This window comes from Micromonospora sp. CPCC 205561, assembly GCF_036906775.1.
Lineage (GTDB): Bacteria > Actinomycetota > Actinomycetes > Mycobacteriales > Micromonosporaceae > Micromonospora.
This window is the reverse complement of sequence record NZ_JBAKHV010000058.1, coordinates 16,045-35,729: the sequence shown is the minus strand read 5'-3', so window position 1 is coordinate 35,729 and position 19,685 is coordinate 16,045. Positions and strand designations below refer to the sequence as shown.

The 19,685-nt window shown below is 76.7% G+C and carries 2 protein-coding genes; both read right to left on the bottom strand.

The window, feature by feature from the left end; all coding sequences use genetic code 11:
* Positions 1 to 5,082, bottom strand: a 5,082-nt coding sequence (locus V6V16_RS23690; protein ID WP_442934141.1) for a type I polyketide synthase, incomplete at its 3' end; no start/stop codon positions are given.
* Entirely contained in the window at positions 5,079 to 19,643 is a 14,565-nt protein-coding gene (locus tag V6V16_RS23685; protein WP_334565377.1) for a type I polyketide synthase, read from the bottom strand. The genes V6V16_RS23690 and V6V16_RS23685, both read right to left, overlap by 4 nt.
* Positions 19,644 to 19,685: the final 42 nt, after the last annotated feature.

Genomic DNA, 19,685 nt, shown 5'->3' with positions numbered 1-19,685 from the left:
CTCCCACGAAACCTCCAGCAACAACCGCTGCTGCGGATCCATCGCCAACGCCTCGCGCGGCGAGATCCCGAAGAAGCCCGGGTCGAACTCCGCCGCCCCGTGCAGGAAGCCGCCCTTGTCGGCGTAGGTGGTGCCGGGGTTGGCCGGGTCGGGGTCGTAGAGCCGGTCGAGGTCCCAGCCCCGGTCGGTCGGGAAGTCGCCGATGGCGTCCACGCCGTCGGAGACGAGGCGCCACAGCCGCTCGGGGTCGTCGACGCCGCCGGGGTAGCGGCAGGCCATGGCGACGATGGCCACCGGCTCGTCGTCGTTGACGGCGGTCGGGGCGGCGACGGGGGCCGGCCCGGCGTCGGCGCCGAAGAGGCCGGTGAGCAGGAGCCGGGCCAGCACGACCGGGGTGGGGTGGTCGAACACGAGGGTGGTGGGCAGCGCCTGCCCGGTGGCGGCGGCGAGCCGGTTGCGCAGCTCCACCGCGGTCAGCGAGTCGAAGCCGAGGTCACGGAACGCGGTGGTCGCCGGGATGGCCGCAGCCCCGCCGTCGTGGCCGAGCACGTCGGCGGCGAGTTCCCGGACCAGGTCGGCGACGGCCTCCTCCCGCCGCGTCGGGGCCAGTCCGGCGAGGCGCCGGCGCAGGGTCGCCGCCGGGCCCTCGTCGCCGTCGTCGACCGCGAGGCCGCCGTCGAGGGCGGCCCGTGCCTCCGGTACGCCCTCCAGCAGTGGCCGGCGGCGGGCGGAGGCGTACGCGGGGGCGAACCGGGACCAGTCGACGTCCGCCACCGTCACGGTGACGTCGTCGTGGTCGAGGGCCTGCTGCAACGCGCCCATGGCCACGGTCGGGTCCATGGCGGGCAGGCCCCGGCGGCGCAGGTTCCGCTCGGCGTCCGCCGCGTGCATGCCGCCGTCGGCCCAGGGCCCCCAGGCGATGGCGGTGCCGGCCAGTCCGTCGGCGCGGCGCCGCTGCACCAGCGCGTCCAGGTAGGCGTTGCCGGCCGCGTACCCGGCCTGCCCGCCGCTGCCCCAGGTGGCGGCGATGGACGAGTAGACGACGAAGGCGTCCAGCTCCCGGTCGGCGAGGAGGTCGGCGAGGTGGGTGGCGCCGGCGGTCTTGCCGACGGTGACCTCGGCCAGCTCTGCCGGGGTGACCTCCGCCAGCGGGGTGGATTGCGCGATGCCGGCGGTGTGCACGACGGTACGCACCGGCGGGCCGGCGGCCTCGACCCGGTCGAGCAGCTCGGCGAGGGCGGCCCGGTCGGCGATGTCGCAGGCGGCGACGGTGACCCGGGCCCCGAGGCCGGTCAGCTCGGCCTCCAGCTCGGCGGCGCCGGGGGCGTCGGGTCCGCGCCGGCTGATCAGCACGACGTGTCCGGCTCCGGCGGCGGCGAGCCAGCGGGCGGCGCGGGCACCGAGCCCGCCGGTGCCGCCGGTGACCAGGGCCGTGCCGGTGGGCGTGAACCGGCGCGCCGGCGGGCGGTCGCCGAGGGCGGCGCGGACGAGGCGGCGGGCGAAGACGCCGGGGCCGCGTACCGCGAGCTGGTCCTCGCCGGTCGATCCGGTGAGGATCGCGGCGAGCCGGCTGGCGGCCCGGTTGTCGGGCTCCGGCGGCAGGTCGACCAGGCCGCCCCAGCGGTGCGGCGCCTCGACGCCGACCACCCGGCCCAGGCCCCAGATCGCGGCCTGCGCCGGATCGGTGAGCCGGTCGTACGATGCGGCGGCGACCGCGCCCCGGGTCACCAGCCACAGTGGCGCGGTCAGCCCGGCGTCGCCGAGCGCCTGTACGAGCGCGAGGGTGGCGGCCAGGCCGGGCAGGACGGTGCCGTCGGCGGCGGGCGGTTCCCCGGCGAGCAGGGAGACGACGCCGGCGGGTTCGGTGCCGGCGAGGGACGCCGCGAGGCCGGCCCGGTCGGTTTCCGGTTCGACGGTCAGCGCCAGCACGTCGGCGCCGGCACCGGTCAGCGCGGCCCGGACGGTCCGCGCCGCCGGGTCGTCGGCGCCGCCGGCGGGCAGGGCCAGCAGCCAGGTGCCGGTCAGCCGGGCCGGGGCGGGTTCGCCGGTCACCTGCCAGTCGGCCCGGTACCGCCAGCCGTCGAGCACCGAGTGTTCCTGCCGCTGCCGCCGCCAGTCGGCGAGGACGGGCAGCAGGGTACGCAGCGACTCGGCGGCGGCGGGGTCGGTGACGGCGAGGGTGTCCCGCAGCGCGTCGAGGTCGGCGCGTTCGACGGCCGCCCAGAACCGCCGGTCGAGGGCGCCGGTCCCGCCCGCTGCGGCCTCGTCGGCGGGCGCCTCGGCCGGCACCCAGTACTGCTGCCGCTCGAACGGGTACGTGGGCAGGCCGACGAGCCGGCCGGGCCGGTCGGCGAGGACGTCCGCCCAGCGCACCGGCGTGCCGGCGACGTGGAGCTGGGCGAGGGCGGCGAGCAGTGCGCGGCGGTCCGGGCGGTCCCGGCGCAGCACCGGCACCACCACGGCGGGGGCGGCGTCGCCGGCCTCGGCCCGGGCGAGGGTCCCCTGGATGCTGGCGGTGAGCACGGCGTCGGGGCCGACCTCCACGAAGGTGCCGACGCCGTGGGCGCGCAGGGTGCGTACGCCGTCGGCGAAGCGGACCGCCTCCCGGACGTGGCGCACCCAGTAGCCGGGGTCGGTGAGCTGCGCCGGGTCGGCCAGCTCGCCGGTCAGGTTGGACACCACCGGCAGGGTGGGGGCGCGCAGGTCGAGGCCGGCGGCGACGGCGGCGAACTCGGCGAGCATCGGCTCCATCAGCGGGCTGTGGAAGGCGTGGCTGACCCGCAGCCGCCGCACCTTCACCCCCCGGCCGGTCCAGAGTTCGGCCAGCTCGTCGACGGCCACGCCGTCGCCGGAGACGACGACGGCGTCGGGGCCGTTGACGGCGGCGACGGCGAGCCGGTCGGCCTGGCCGGCGATCGACTCGGCGACCAGGGTCTCGTCGGCGGCGACGGCGAGCATCGTGCCGCCGGCGGGCAGGGCCTGCATGAGCCGGCCCCGGGCGGCGACGAGGGCGCACGCGTCGTCGAGGGTGAGCACGCCGGCCACGTGGGCGGCGGTCAGCTCGCCGACGGAGTGCCCGGCGACCAGGTCGGGGGCCAGCCCCCAGGAGCCGAGCAGCCGGTGCAGCGCCACCTCGACGGCGAACAGCGCGGCCTGGGTGAAGACGGTCTGGTCGAGCAGCGCGGCCTCGTCGGTGCCGGCTTCGGCGTGCAGCAGCGGCTTCAGCGGCCGGGGCAGCCGGTGGTCGAGGTGGGCGCAGACCTCGTCGAGCGCCTCGGCGAAGACCGGGTACGTCTCGTACAGCTCCCGGCCGGCGCCGGCGCGCTGGGCGCCCTGTCCCGAGAAGAGGAACGCGACCCCGCCGCGTTCGGCGGCGGCACCGGTGACCAGGCCGGGGGCGGGCCGGTCGTCGGCGAGGGCGCGCAGGGCGGCGAGCAGGCCGTCGCGGTCGTCGGCGAGCACGACCGCCCGGTGTTCCAGGGGCGAGCGGGAGACCACCGAGGTCCAGGCCACGTCGCCCGGCCGCAGGTCCGCGTCGTCGGCGACGTACCGCGACCAGCGCTCGGCCTGGTGGCGCAGCGCGGCGCGGGTGCGCCCGGTGAGCAGCACCGGCGCGGGCGCGGGCGGTGCCGGCCGGTCGGCCTCGGCGCGGGCCGGCTCGGGCTGTTCGAGGATGAGGTGGGTGTTGGTGCCGCTCATCCCGAACGAGGACACGGCGGCCCGGCGCGGCCGGTCCACGGCGGGCCACGGCGTGGCCTCGGTGACCAGCGCGACCGCTCCGGCGGCCCAGTCCACGTGCGGGGTGGGCTCGTCGACGTGCAGGGTGGCCGGCACGATCCCGTGCCGCATCGCCTGCACCATCTTGATCACCCCGGCGATGCCGGCGGCGGCCTGGGTGTGGCCGATGTTGGACTTGATCGAGCCGAGCAGCAGCGGCGCGGCGTCGCCGCGCTCCCGGCCGTAGGTGGCGAGCAGGGCCTGGGCCTCGATCGGGTCGCCGAGGGTGGTGCCGGTGCCGTGCGCCTCGACCACGTCGACCAGGTCGGGGGTGAGCTTCGCGCCGGCCAGGGCCTGCCGGATGACCCGCTGCTGGGAGGGGCCGTTGGGGGCGGTGAGCCCGTTGGACGCGCCGTCGGAGTTGACCGCGGAGCTGCGGATGATCCCGAGCACGGGGTGGCCGTTGCGGCGGGCGTCGCTGAGCCGTTCCAGCAGCAGCATGCCGACGCCCTCGGACCAGCCGGTGCCGTCGGCGGACGCGGCGAACGACTTGCAGCGGCCGTCGGCGGCGAGGCCGCGCTGCCGGGAGAACTCGACGAACGGGCCGGGGGTGGCCAGCACGGTCGCCCCGCCGGCCAGGGCGAGGCCGCACTCCCGTTGCCGCAGCGCCTGACAGGCGAGGTGGATGGCGACCGACGCCGACGAGCAGGCGGTGTCCACGGTGACCGTGGGGCCCTCCAGCCCGAACGTGTACGCCAGCCGGCCGGAGACCACGCTGGCGGCGGTGCCGGTCAGCACGTACCCCTCGACGCCGGGCGCCCGGTGCAGCACGGCGGCGTAGTCCTGGCCGGAGGTGCCGACGAAGACGCCGGAGCGGCTGCCGCGCAGCGACAGTGGGGCGATGCCGGCCCGCTCGAACAGCTCCCAGGTGACCTCCAGCAGCAGCCGCTGCTGCGGGTCCATGGCGACCGCCTCGCGCGGCGAGATGCCGAACAGCGCGGCGTCGAACCGCCCCGCGTCGTGCAGGAACCCGCCGGAGGTGGTGTACGAGGTGCCGGCGTTGTCCGGGTCGGCGTGGTAGAGCCGCTCCAGGTCCCAGCCCCGGTCGGTGGGGAAGCCGCCGATGGCGTCCCCGCCGGACGAGACGAACTCCCACAGCTGTTCCGGCGAGGTGATGCCGCCCGGGTAGCGGCAGCTCATCGCCACGATCGCCACCGGCTCGGACTCCTCGGCGGTGACCTCGCGCAGCCGTTGGCGGGTCTGCTGAAGTTCGGCGACGACCCGCGTCAGGTACTCGCGCAGCCGCTCTTCGTCCGCCATGACATCTCGCTTTCTCGTGACACCACAGGTCCCCGGGCGGCTCAGGAGAGCCCGAGGTCCTGGTCGATGAGGTCGAACAGCTCCTGGTTGCTCGCCACCCGCAGCCGGTCGGCCACCTCGGCGGTCTCCTCCCGGCGTTCCTCGACCGTGCCGAGCCGTTCGAGCAGGCTGTGCAGCCGCATCGTGATGCGCACCCGGCCGATGTCGTCCGGGTCGCGCAGCGCGAGGGCGCTCTCCAACTGGTCCAGCTCCACGAGCGTCGGCAGCGCCTCCACCGACGCCTCGCTGAGCAGTTCGGCCCGCAGGTGTTCGGCCAACGCCTGCGGGGTCGGGTAGTCGAACACCACCGAGCTGGGCAGGATCAGCCCGGTCGAGCGGGCGAGCCGGCCCCGCAGCTCCACGGCGGTGAGCGAGTCGAAGCCGAGGTCCCGGAAGGGCCGGCCGGCCTCCACGGCGTACGGGCTGTCGTGGCCGATGACCTCGCCCGCGGCGGTGCGGATGAGGTCCACCAGCAGCCGCGCCTGTTCGGCCTGCGACAGCTCGCCGAGCCGCTTGCGCAGTTCGCCGGCGACCTGGTCGCCGTCCTCGGCGTCGGCGCGCGCCGCCGCGGCCTGGGCGGCCACCTCGGCGATCTCGCTGATCAGCGGCCGGGGCCGGGCGGAGGCGAACACCGGCGCGAAGCGGTCCCAGTCGATGTCGGCGACGGTGAGGGCGGTGTCGTCGCCGTCGAGGCCGGCGCGCAGGGCGGCCATCGCCGGTTCCCGGTCCAGCAGGGACACCCCGCGCCGGCTCATCGCCGCCGCGTGCGCGTCGGTCACCATGCCGCCGCCGGCCCAAGGCCCCCAGTTCACCGAGAGGTGCCGGGGGCCCCCGGCCGGCCGGGACTGCGCCCAGGCGTCCAGGAAGGCGTTGCCGGCGGCGTACGCCCCGTGGTCGCCGACGCCCCAGACGGCGGCGATGGAGGAGAAGTGCACGACGAGGTCGAGCGGCTCCGGGTCGAGGAACTCGTCCAGGTGGCGGGCGCCGGCGATCTTGCCGGAGACGACGTCGGCGAGTTCCTCCCCGGTCACCGCGGCGACGGGGTTGAGTCGGCCCACCCCGGCGGCGTGCACCACGGCGTGCACGGTCTCGCCGTCGGCGCGCAGCCCGCGGACGAGTTCGGCGACGGCGTCCCGGTCGGCCAGGTCGCAGGCCAGGACCCGGGCCTCGGCGCCGAGGGCGGCCAGTTCCGCCACCGCCTCGTCGGCCCCGGGGGCCGCCGCGCCGCGCCGGCTGACCAGCAGCAGCCGCCGCGCGCCGCGCCGGGCGAACCAGCCGGCGGCGTACCGGCCGACGGCGCCGGTGCCGCCGGTGACCAGGACGGTGTCCGGCGCCTGCCAGTCGGCCGGCGCCTCGGCGCGGGGCGCGCGGGCCAGCCGACGCAGGTACGTGCCGGAGTCGCGCACCGCGAGCTGGTCCTCGTGTCCGGCGGCGGTGAGCGCCGCCAGGACGTGCTCGGCGGCGGCCGGGCCCAGGATCGCGGGCAGGTCCAGCAGGCCACCCCAGTGCCGGGGGTGTTCCAGCGCGGTCACCAGACCGAGGCCCCACGTGGTGGCCTGGGCGGGGCGCGCGACGGGGTCGCCGTCGGCGGTGCTGACGGCCTGCCGGGTGAGCAGCCACAGCGGCACCGGGGGCAGCGCGTCCGTGACCGCCTGCACGAGGGCGAGGTTCGCGGTCAGGCCCAGGGGCACGGCGGCGCGCTCGGGGTGCGGCCGCTCGTCGAGGGCGAGCAGCGACACGATCCGGGTGGGCGCGGCGCCGGCGAGCCGCCCGGCGAGCGCCGTCCGGTCGGTCGTGGCCGGATCGACGACGAGCTGCCGTACGGTGCCGCCCCGGGCGGTGACGAGCTCGGCGAGCCGGTCGACGACCGGCTGGTCCGTGCCGCTGTGGACCAGGATCCACGTGCCGTCGACGGCGCCTGCGGCGAGGGCCTGCGGACGCCAGGTGATCCGGTAGCGCCAACCGTCGGCGAGGGTGTCCTCCTGCTGCCGGCGCCGCCACCGGTCCAGGTCCGGCAGCAGCTCCCGCAGCGGCCGGTCCGCGTCGAGGCCGAGCCGGCCGGCGAGCGCGTCGCCGTCGCCCGACGCCACGGCCCGCCAGAACGCCGAATCGACGTCGTCGTGGGTGGCCGCCGAGGTGCCCGCCGTCACCGCGTCGAGGGTCGGCCAGAACCGCTGGTGGGCGAACGCGTACGTGGGCAGGTCCACGGGGCCCGCGCCGGGCAGCAGCCGCGACCAGCGCACGGGTACGCCGTGGCAGTGCAGGCGGGCCACCGCGCCGATCAGGGTGGCGACCTCGTCCTGGCCGGGCCGCTGCACGCCGGTCACGGTGACCGGGGCGTCCGCCGGCAGGGCGTCGGCGGTCAGTGCGGTCAGCACGGTGTCCGGCCCGATCTCCAGGAACCGGGTCACCCCGTTGGCGTGCAGGTGGGTGACGGTGTCGGCGAAGCGGACCGCCTCGCGGACGTGGCGGACCCAGTAGTCGGGGGTGCAGAGTTCGTCGGCGTCGACGACCGCGCCGGTCAGGTTCGACACCAGCGGCACCGTCGGCGGGGCGTACGACAGGGTCGCCGCCACGGCCGCGAACTCGGCGAGCATCGGCTCCATCAGCGGGCTGTGGAAGGCGTGGCTGACCCGCAGCCGCTTGGTGCGTACCCCGAGGTCGGCGAAGTGGGCGGCCAGCCCGGTCAGCGCGTCCTCGGCGCCGGCGACGACGACGGCGGCCGGCCCGTTCACGGCGGCGACGGCGACCTGCCCCCGCGTGTCGTCGAGGGCCCGGAGCACGTCGACCTCGGGCGCGGCGACGGCGAGCATCCCGCCACCGGCGGGCAGGGCCTGCATCAGCCGGCCCCGGTTGCCGACGAGCGCGCAGGCGTCGGCCAGGTCGAGCACCCCGGCGACGTGGGCCGCGCTGATCTCCCCCACCGAGTGGCCGGCCACGAAGTCGGGCCGGATCCCCCAGTGTTCGAGCAGCCGGAACAGCGCCACCTCGACGGCGAAGAGCCCGGCCTGGGTGAAGGCCGTCTGGTCGAGCAGGTCGGCCTCGGCGGTGCCGTGCTCGGCGAACAGCACCGGCCGCAGCGGTCGCGGCAGGTACGCGTCCAGGTGCTGACACGCCTCGTCGAGGGTCGCCGCGAAGAGCGGGAACGTCTCGTACAGGCGGCGGCCCATCCCGGCGTGCTGGGCGCCCTGGCCGGAGAAGAGCGCCGCCAGCGCGCCGCCGGGCTCGGCGACGCCCCGGGTGAGTCCGGGGTGGTCCTGGCCGGCGGCGAGAGCCCGCAGGCCGGCGAGGGCGTCGTCGGCGTCCGCGGCGAGCAGCACCGCGCGGTGCCGCAGCGGGGACCGTCCGGTGGCCAGTGCCCGGGCCACGTCGGCGGCGGGCGTCGCGCTGCCCGGCAGCCAGTCGGCCAGCCGTGCCGCCTGGGCCCGCAGGCTGTCGGCGGTGTCGGCCGAGACGACCCAGGGCAGCATCGGCGATCCGCCGGCCGGCCGGGGCGTGCCGGCGTCGGCCGGCGGCGCGGCGGGCGCCTCTTCGAGGATGACGTGCACGTTGGTGCCGCTGACCCCGAACGACGACACGCCGGCCCGGCGCGGCCGGTCGACGTCCGGCCACGGCCGCGCCTCGGTCAGCAGCGCGACGGCGCCCGCCGACCAGTCCACGTGTGGCGACGGCTCGTCCACGTGCAGGGTGGGCGGCAGCAGGTCGTGCTGGAGCGCCAGCACCATCTTGATCACACCGGAGACGCCGGCGGCGGCCTGGGTGTGGCCGATGTTCGACTTGACGGAGCCGAGCCAGAGCGGCCGGTCGGCGGGCCGGTCGCGCCCGTACGTGGCCAGCAGCGCCTGCGCCTCGATCGGGTCGCCGAGCCGGGTGCCGGTGCCGTGCCCGTCGACGGCGTCCACGTCGACGGCGGTCAGTCGCGCGTTGGCCAGCGCCTGGCTGATCACCCGCTCCTGGGCGGGCCCGTTGGGTGCGGTCAGGCCGTTGCTGGCGCCGTCCTGGTTCATCGCCGAGCCGCGCACGACGGCCAGGATCCGCCGACCGTCCCGCTGGGCGTCGGAGAGCCGCTGCAACATCACCAGGCCGACGCCCTCGCCCCAGCCGGTGCCGTCGGCGGCCCCGGCGAACGACTTGCACCGGCCGTCGAGGGCCAGCCCCCGCTGCCGGGCGAACTCCAGGAACGGGCCGGGCGTGGCCATCACCGTCACGCCGCCGGCTACCGCGACGTCGCACTCGCCCTGCCGCAGGGACTGGCAGGCCAGGTGCAGCGCCACCAGCGACGACGAGCAGGCGGTGTCGACGCTGACGGCGGGGCCCTGCAACCCGAAGTGGTACGCCAGCCGACCGCTGATGACGGCGGCGACGTTGCCGGTGGCCTGGTAGCCCTCGGTCTCGACCCGGGCGGCCATCAGCAGCGTCGCGTAGTCCTGACCGTTGGTGCCGACGAAGACGCCGGTGTTGGTCTCCCGCATGTCGGCCGGCGCGGTGCCGGACCGCTCGAACAGCTCCCAGGCGCTCTCCAGCAGCACCCGCTGCTGCGGGTCCATCACCATCGCCTCGCGCGGGGAGATGCCGAACAGGGCGGCGTCGAAGCCGGCGGCGTCGGTGAGGAAGCCGCCCTCCCGCACGTACGAGGTGCCGGGCCGGTCGGGATCGGGGTCGTAGATCGCCGCCAGGTCCCAGCCCCGGTCGGTCGGGAACTCCGCGATCCCGTCGCGCCCCTCGGCGACCAGTCGCCACAGGTCCTCGGGGCCGGCGACGCCGCCGGGGTACCGGCAGCTCATCGAGACGATGGCGATCGGCTCGTCCAGCGCGGTGGCGGCCCGCGTGGGCGCGGTCGCCGGGGTGTCGTCGCCGATGATCCTGGTCGCCAGGTGCTCGGCGAGGGCGTCGGGCGTCGGGCGGTCGAACACCAGGGTCGCCGGCAGGTTCAGCCCCACCGCCTCGGCGAGGCGGTTGCGCATCTCGACGGCGCTGAGCGAGTCGAAGCCGATCTCCCGGAACGACCGGTCCGCCGTCAACGCCTGCGGCGAGGCCAGCCGCAGCACCGCCGCCGCGTGGACCCGTACGAGGTCGAGCAGGACCCGGCGCCGTTCCGGTGCGGCGAGGCCGGCCAGCCGGCCGCGCAGCGGCGAGGCCGCGTCGGAGGTGTCGCGGTCGCGCTGCCCGGCGGCGAGCAGCCGCGCCACCTCGGGGACGTCGGCGATCAGCGGCCGGGGGCGGGCCAGCGTGTAGGTCTGCAGGAACCGGTCCCAGGCGATGTCCGCCACGGTGAGTGTGGTGTCGCCGTCGTCGAGTGCCCCGGCCAGGACGGAGACCGCGAGGTCGGGGCGCATGGCCCGTACGCCGGAGCGGAACATCTGGTCGGCGGCGCCCTCGGCGTCGACCATGCCGCCGCCGTCCCAGGCGCCCCAGGCGATGGCGGTGGCGGCCCGGCCGCGCCGTCGCCGGTCCTCGGCGAGCGCGTCGAGGAAGGCGTTGGCCGCGGCGTAGCCGCCCTGGTGCCCGCCGCCCCAGACGCCCGCGCCCGAGGAGAAGAGCACGAACGCCGACAGCTCGTCGCCGCACGCCTCGTCGAGGTTGACCGCGCCGGCCACCTTGGCGCGCAGGGCGTCGGCGAGGTCGGCCACGTCGGTGGCCGCGACCGGTGCGGCGTGGGCGACTCCGGCGGTGTGGAACACGGCCCCGATGCGGGTGCCCTGCCCGGCCAGCCGCTCGACGAGGGCCCGCACGGCGGCGGGGTCGGCGACGTCGCAGGCGGCCACGGTGACGGTGGCGCCGGCGGCGCGCAGTTCGGCCGCCAGCTCGTCGGCGCCGGGCGTGGCGGGGCCCTGGCGGCCGGTCAGCACCAGCTCGCCGACGCCCTCGCGGGCCAGCCAGCGCGCCACCTGGGCGCCGATCGACCCGAGGCCACCGGTGACCAGGACGGCGCCGCTCGCGGGACGCCAGTCCCCGGTCGTCGTGCGCTCGGCGCGGGCCCGGACCAGTCGCCGGGCGAACACCCCGGAGGGGCGCAGCGCCAGCTGGTCCTCCGCGTCGACGCCGGCCAGCACCGCCACGAGCCGGGCCCGGTCCCGGGGGTCCAGCTCGGTGGGCAGGTCCAGCAGGCCGCCCCAGCGGTCCGGGTGTTCGAGGGCGACCACCCGGCCGAGGCCCCAGAGCATCGCCTGCCGGGGGCGGTCGAGCGGGTCGGCCCGGCCGGTGGAGACGGCGCCGGCGGTGGCGCACCACAGCGGCGCGGTCATCCCGGCGTCGCCGAGGGCCTGGACCAGGGCGTACGTGCCGGCGAGGCCCGCCGGCACCACCGGGTGGGTCGGGTCCGACGCGTCGTCCAGGCCGAGCAGGGAGAGCACGCCGGCGACGGGTCCGCCGGTACGCGCGAGCCGGTCGGCCAGCGCCCGCCGGTCCGTCTCCGTCGCGTCGATCCGGACGATCTCGGCCCCGCCCTCGCCCAGCGCCCGGGCGGCGCCGTCGACCAGGGGGTGGTCGGCGTCGGCCGCCGGCACCACCAGCAGCCAGGTGCCGGAGAGGGTTGCCTCCGGCACGACGGTCAGCGGCTTCCAGGTCACCCGGTACCGCCACGAGTCCACCGTGGACTCGTCGCGGCGGCGTCGGCGCCACGAGGAGAGCAGGGGCAGCGCGGGGTCGAGGGACCGGGCCGCGGTCTCGTCGATGCGCATCGCGGCGGCGAGCGCCTGCGGGTCGGCGCGTTCCACGGCCTCCCAGAAGTGCCGGTCCGCCTCGTCGGAGCCGGCGAGGGCGGGGGCGGTGGCCACTGGCGCCTGCGGCCAGTAGCGCTGGCGCTGGAAGGCGTACGTGGGCAGCTCCACCGGCGGGCCGGTGCGGGTGCCCAGGATCGCGGTCCAGTCCACGGGCACGCCGTGCACGTGCAGCCCGGCGAGGACCGCCAGCACGCGGTGCCAGCCGCCGGCGGCGGTGTCGTCGGCGGCCACCACGACGGCGTCGTCGGCGACGCTCTGCGCGGTCTCGCGGATGCTGGCGGCGAGCACGGGCTCGGGGACGGCCTCGAGGTAGACCCGGTGCCCCTCGTCGAGCAGGGCGCGTACGACCGGGTCGACGTCGACGCCGTCGGCCAGCCCCCGGTACCAGAGGTCGACGTCGAGGCCGTCGGTGTCGACCCGTCCGCCGGTCGCCGCCGAGTGCAGCGGCAGCTCGGTCGCCCGGAGGGTGACCCCGGCCAGCGCGTCCGGGTCCACCTCGGCCCGGCTGCCGAGGGCGATCGTCCTCGCCGCGTCCGCCAGCGACAGCGCGCCGGCCACGCAGGCGGCCGCGACCTCGCCGTGGGCGTGCCCGACCACGGCGGCGGGCCGGACGCCGAGCGAACGCCACCAGCGGGCCAGCGAGACCGCCACGGCCCACCGGACGGGGTGCGTCACCCGGGGATCCGTCGAGGGCGGGGCGCCGTCCGCGCCGCGCAGCACGGCGGTGAGCGACCAGTCCATGTGGGGTGCGAGGGCCGCCTCGCACTCGGCGATCGCGGCGGCGAACTCCGGCGACCGGTCCAGCAGCTCGACCGTCGTGGCGGGCCACGGGTCGCCGTGGCCGGGGAAGACGAGGACCGGGTCGGCGCCGCGCAGCGCGATGCCGGTGACGGTGGCGGCGGTGGCCTCGCCGAGGTGGAACGACTCCAGGGCCCGCGTCAGGCCGACGGTGTCGCGGCCGAGGACGACGGCGCGGTGTCCGAGGGCGGCCCGGGTGGTGGCCAGGGCGTGCGCGACGTCGGCCGGTTCCAGCTCCGGGTGCGCCGCCAGGTGCGCGCCCAGCCGGGCCGCCTGTTCGCGCAGCGCCGGGGCGTCCACGGCGGAGAGCACCAGGGGTACGACGCCGGCGCGCGGACGGTCGGCGGCGCGCCCGTCGACCGCCTCGGCGGGCGGCTGTTCGATGATCACGTGCGCGTTGGTGCCGGAGATGCCGAACGACGACACCGCCGCCCGGCGCGGCCGGTTTACCTGCGGCCACGGGGTGGGCTCGGTCGCCAGGGCCACCGCGCCGGCCGTCCAGTCGATGTGCGGGGACGGCTCGTCCACGTGCAGGGTCGGCGGGACGAGGCCGTGCCGCATCGCCAGCACCATCTTGATCACACCGGCCACGCCGGCGGCGGCCTGCGTGTGGCCGATGTTCGACTTCACCGACCCCAACAGCAGCGGCCGATCCTGCGGGCGCTCCTGCCCGTACGTCGCCAACAACGCCTGCGCCTCGATCGGGTCACCCAGCGTCGTGCCCGTGCCGTGCGCCTCGACCGCGTCCACGTCGGCCGGCGTCAGACGCGCGTTCGCCAGGGCCTGGTGGATCACCCGCTGCTGCGACGGGCCGTTCGGCGCGGTCAGGCCGTTCGACGCGCCGTCCTGGTTCACGGCCGTGCCGCGCAGGACGGCGTGGATGCGCCGGCCCTCGCGCTGGGCGTCGGAGAGGCGCTGCACCAGCAGCACACCGACGCCCTCGGACCAGCCGGTGCCGTCGGCCGACGCCGCGAACGACTTGCACCGGCCGTCCTGCGACAGACCACGCTGCCGCGAGAACTCGATGAACGTGCCGGGTGTGGCCATGACCGTCACACCACCGGCCAGGGCGAGGTCGCACTCGCCGCTGCGCAACGCCTGCGCGGCGAGGTGCAGCGCCACCAGCGACGACGAACACGCCGTGTCCACGGTGACCGCCGGCCCCTCCAGGCCGAACGTGTACGCGACCCGGCCGGACAGCACGCTGCCCGAGTTGCCGGTGCCGACGTAGCCCTCGACCTCGTCGGCCTGCTCCATCAGCTTCGTCGCGTAGTCGTGGTACATCACTCCGGCGAAGACGCCGGTACGGCTGCCCCGCAACCGCTGCGGGTCGAGACCGGCCGACTCGAACGTCTCCCACGACGCCTCCAGCAGCAGCCGCTGCTGCGGATCCATCGCCAGGGCCTCACGCGGCGAGATCCCGAAGAAGGCCGGGTCGAACGCGCCGGCGTCGTAGAGGAATCCGCCGTGCCGGGTGTACGACGTGCCGGGGTGGTCCGGGTCGGGGTCGAAGAGGCTCTCCAGGTCCCAGCCGCGGTCAGTGGGGAACTCCCCGATGCCCTCGCCGCCGGTGGCCAGCAGTTCCCACAACTGGTCCGGGCTCTCGACGCCGCCCGGGTAGCGGCAGGCCATGCCCACGATGGCGAGCGGCTCGTCGGCCCGGGTGGTGGTCCGGGCGCCCGGGGCGGCGGGACCGCTGGCGGCGCCGGCAAGTTCGGCGTGCACGTGGGCGGCGAGCGCCTGGGGCGTCGGGTAGTCGAACACCAGCGTCGAGGGCAGCCGGAGGCCGGTGGCCGCGTTGACGCGGTTACGCAGGTCCACGGCGGTCAGCGAGTCGAAGCCCAGCTCCCGGAACGCCCGGTCGGCCGGCACGGCCTCGGCCCCGCCGTGCCCGAGCACCTGCGCGACGAGGCCGCGTACCAGCACGTCGATCTGGGCGCGGGCCTCGTCGGCGGCGAGGCCGCTGATGCGGGTCGCCCAGGTGGTGCCCTGTCCCGCCTGGCGGCGGGCCGTGGTCGTGCCGACCAGGGCGCGGAGCATCGGCGGCACCAGGCCGGCCCCGGCGGCGGCCCGGAGGGCGGCCAGGTCGATCACGGCGGGCACCAGGGCGGGACGGTCGGCGGTCAACGCCGCGTCGAACAGCCGCAGCCCGGTCTCGGCGCTCATGGCGGTGACGCCGCCCCGGGTCGAGCGCGCCCTGTCGGCCTCGTCGAGGGAGGCGGCCATGCCGTCCGTGTCCCACATGCCCCAGGCGAGGCTGACGGCCGGCAGTCCGAGCTGCCGCCGGTACGCCGCAAGCCCGTCCAGGAAAGCGTTACCCGCCGCGTACGCCGACTGACCCGGCGAACCCAGCACACCCGCCACCGACGAGAACACCACGAACAGGTTCAGGTCGAGCGACGCCGTCGCCTCGTGCAGCAGCCAACCCGCCGACACCTTCGGCGCCAGCACCCCGGCAAGACGCTCGGCCGTCAGCCCCTCCACGACACCGTCGTCGAGGACACCTGCGGTGTGCACCACACCCGCCAGCCGGCCCCCGTCGGAAACCTCGGCCACCAGCGCGCCGACCTGGTCCCGGTCCGTCACGTCACACGCCACCACCCGAACGGCAGCACCCAGCGCCGACAGCCGCTCCGACAACTCGCCCGCACCCGCGGCCTCCGGGCCACGCCGCGACACCAGCACCAGCGACCGCACGCCGTGCACCGACACCAGGTGCTCCGCCACCAACGCGCCCAACGCACCCGTACCACCGGTCACCAGCACCGCACCGTCACCCACGGCCGGCACCCCCACCGCCGCCGGTGCCACCGCGCGCACCAGACGCGGCACGAACACCGCACCGGAGCGCACCGCCACCTGACCGCCGAACGCCACCGGCTCGTCCGCCACCGTGGCCAGCACACCCAGCAGCCCGGCGTCCACGTCACCATCGACATCCGCCAGGACGATGCGACCCGGATGCTCCGACTGCGCCGAACGCAGCAGACCCCACACCGCCGCACCCGCCAGATCGGTCACCCGGTCCCCGGCACCCACCGACATCGCGCCCCGGGTCACCACCACCAACCGCGAATCCGCCAGCGCGTCCGCCGCCAGCCAGGACTGGACGACTGCCAGCACGTGCGACGTCGCCGCGCGTACCGCCTCGGGGTCGTTGTCGTGGCCGGCGTCCGCCGCGCCCGCGTGGTCGGATCGCTGCGCGCCGCCCGCCGGCACCAGCAGCAGTCGCGGCGCCACGCCCGACGATCCGGCGGCCGCCTCGACGTCGGCGTACGCCGGCAGGTCGACGGCGGCCGGCGAGCCCACCAGCGCCCACCCGGAGACGTCCCCGGCCGGGCTGACCTCCTGGGCCTGCCAGGCGACCTCGAACAACGACCGGGCCGCCTCGCCGGGGGACGACAACACCCCGGTCAGCTCCCGCAGCGCCAGCGAGTCGACCGACACCACGGCCGCACCCGACTCGTCGCACGCGACCAACCGCACCGCCGAACCCACGCGCGTCAGCCGCACCCGCAACACCCGCGCGCCCGAGGCGTGCACCTGCACACCCTCGAACGCGAACGGCACGCGCGGCCCACCCGAACCCTCAGAGCCCGGCAGCAGCCCGATCGGGTGCAGGGCCGCGTCCAGCAACGCCGGGTGCACCCCGAATCCCGCCGCGTCGCCCGCCACCTCGTCCGGCAACGCGACCTCGGCGTACACCTCGTCGCCACCGGCGGTCCACACCCGGCGCAGCCCCCGGAACACCGGCCCGTACGACAGGCCGCGCTCGGCCAACGCCGGATACCAGCCCGCCACGTCCACCTCGGACGCGCCGACCGGCGGCCACTCCCCCACGCCCTGCTCGTCGGCCGACGCCGGCTCCAGCACGCCCTCCGCGTGCCGGACCCACTCCGGGTCGACGGCCTCCTCCGGCTGCGAGTGCACGGTCACCGACCGGCTGCCCGCCTCGCCGGCCGCGCTCACGCGCACCTGCACCCGCACCGCGCCCGCCGACGGCAGCACCAGCGGCGCGGCCACGGTCAACTCCCGCACCCGCGACGCACCCACCTCGTCGCCCGCCCGCACCGCCAACTCCACCAGGGCGGCGCCCGGCACGATCACCACGCCGGAGACGGAGTGGTCGGCGAGCCACGCGTGCGTCGACGTCGAGAGGCGGCCGGTCAGCACCACCATGTCCTCGCCGGCCACGGAGACGGCAGCGCCGAGCAGCGGGTGTCCGGCCGCCCCGAGGCCCGCCCCGGAGACGTCCGTCCAGCGGCCCGCCGGTTCCAGCCAGTACCGCTGGTGCTGGAAGGCGTACGTCGGCAGGTCCAGGTGCCGGCCGCCGGCCCGGCCGAGCAGGTCCGCCCAGCCGACGGTCACGCCGTGCACATGCAGCGACGCGAGGGCCTCCAGGAGGGCCTGCGGCTCGGGCCGGTCGTGGCGCGACACCGGCACCAGCAGGGGCGCCGGTTCGTCCTCCGTCCGCTCGGCGAGGCAGTTCTGCGCCATGGCGGTCAGGACGCCGTTCGGCCCCACCTCCAGGTAGGTGTCGACCTCCTCGGCGCGCAGGGAGTCGACGGCGTCGGCGAAGCGCACGGTGCCGCGTACGTGCCGCACCCAGTAGCCCGGGTCGCAGAGCTGGTCGGCGTCGGCGACGCGGCCGGTCAGGTTCGACACCACCGGGACGGTCGGCGGCCGGAACGCCAGCCCCTCGGCGACGGCCGCGAACTCGGCCAGCATCGGGTCCATCCGGGCGCTGTGGAAGGCGTGGCTGACCCGCAGCCGGCGGGTCTGCGCGCCCCGCTCCGACCACAGCCGCTGCACCTCGTCGAGGGCCTCGACGTCGCCCGCGACCACCACGGCGGCGGGGCCGTTCACGGCGGCCACGTCCAGCCGGCCGGGCAGCCCGACGAGGGACGCGGCAACGGCGGCCTCGTCGGCGGCCACGGCGAGCATGCCGCCGCCGGCCGGCAGGGCCTGCATGAGCCGGCCGCGCGCGGCGACCAGCGCGCACGCGTCGGCCAGGGAGAGCACCCCCGCCACGTGTGCCGCCGCGATCTCGCCGATGGAGTGCCCGGCCACCAGGTCCGGCACCACCCCGAACGACTCGACCAGGCGGAACAGGGCCACCTCGACGGCGAACAGCCCCGCCTGGGTGAACACCGTCTGGTCCAGCAGCTCCGCCTCGGGCGTACCCGCCCCGGCGAACAGCACCTCCCGCAATGCGCGCGGCAGCAACGGGTCCAGGTGTCCGCACGCCTCGTCGAGGGCGGCGGCGAAGACCGGGAAGGCCGCGTACAGCTCGCGGCCCATGCCGGCGCGCTGCGCGCCCTGACCGGAGAAGAGGAAGGCCACCCGGCCACGCGGGGCCGACGCCGCGGTGGTGACGGTGCCGGTCGGCTCGCCGGCGGCGAGGGCCCGCAGCCCGGCGAGCAGGTCGTCCGCGTCGCCGGCCAGGACGACCGCGCGGTGTTCGAGCCCCGCGCGGTTGACCGAGGAGACCGCGACGTCCACCGGACGCAGGGAGTCGACGCGGGCGAGGTGGTCGGCCCAGCGCCCGGCCTGCCCGGCGAGCGCCTCGGGCGTACGGGCGGAGAGGAACACCGGGGCGAGCGGGAGCGTGACCGGCGCGTCGGCGACGGGCGGGGCCTCGTCGCTGGACGGGGCGTCGTCGACGGGCGCCTCCTCCAGGATGACGTGTGCGTTCGTACCGCTGATGCCGAACGACGACACGGCGGCCCGGCGCGGCCGGTCGGTGGCCGACCAGGGGCGTGCCTCGGTGAGCAGCGAGACCTGCCCGGCGGACCAGTCGATGTGCGGGGACGGCTCGTCGACGTGCAGGGTGGCGGGCATGGTGCGGTGCCGGATCGCCTCGACCATCTTGATCAGACCAGCGGCGCCCGCGGCGGCCTGGGTGTGGCCCAGGTTGGACTTGACCGAGCCCAGCCAGAGTGGCCCGCCGTCGCCCCGGTCCTGCCCGTACGTGGCCAGCAGCGCCTGCGCCTCGATCGGGTCGCCGAGGGTGGTGCCGGTGCCGTGCGCCTCGACCACGTCGACGTCGGCCGGCGAGAGCCGGGCGTTCGCGAGGGCCTGCCGGATGACCCGCTCCTGCGACGGGCCGTTGGGCGCGGTGAGTCCGCTGCTGGCGCCGTCCTGGTTGACGGCGCTGCCCCGCACCACGGCGAGGATCCGCCGGCCGTCGCGGCGGGCGTCGGAGAGCCGCTGCAACAGCAGCACGCCGACGCCCTCGGACCAGCCGGTGCCGTCGGCGGCGGCGGCGAACGACTTGCACCGGCCGTCCGAGGCCAGGCCCCGCTGGCGGGAGAAGTCGGCGAAGGTGCCGGGGGTGGACATGACCGTGACGCCGCCGGCGAGCGCGAAGTCGCAGTCCCGCTGCCGCAGCGCCTGCGTGGCCAGGTGCACGGCGACCAGGGACGACGAGCACGCGGTGTCCACCGTGACCGCCGGGCCCTCCAGCCCGAAGGTGTACGCCACCCGCCCGGACACCACGCTGCCGGAGTTGCCGGTGCCGATGTAGCCCTCGACGCCGTCGGGCAGGTCCAGCACCCGCGACGCGTAGTCGTGGTACATCACCCCGGCGAACACGCCGGTCCGGCTGCCGCGCAGCCGCTGCGGGTCGATGCCGGCGTGTTCGAACGCCTCCCAGGACGTCTCCAGCAGCAGCCGCTGGTGGGGGTCCATCGCCAGCGCCTCGCGGGGGCTGATGCCGAAGAAGCCCGGGTCGAACTGGGGCGCGTCGTAGAGGAAGCCGCCCTGGCTGCTGGTCGAGGTGCCCGGGTTGTCCGGGTCGACGTGGAAGAGCCGCTCCAGGTCCCAGCCCCGGTCGGTCGGGAAGTCGCCCACCCCGTCGCCGCCCCGGTCGACGAGGTCCCACAGCTCCGCCGGGCTGGACACGCCGCCCGGGAACCGGCACGCCATCCCGATGACGGCCATCGGCTCGCGGTCCTTGGCCTCCACCTCGCGCACCCGCCGGCGCGCGTCGCGCAGATCGGCAGTCGCACGCCGGAGGTAGTCGAGGAACTCTGCCTCAGTGGGCATCGGGCCGCTCCGTATCGGGGTTCGAGGTGTGCGACATGCCGG

Coding starts and splice junctions, on each gene's coding strand:
- V6V16_RS23685 (WP_334565377.1), bottom strand. CDS start 19,643: ATGCCCACTGAGGCAGAGTTCCTCGACTACCTCCGGCGTGCGACTGCC.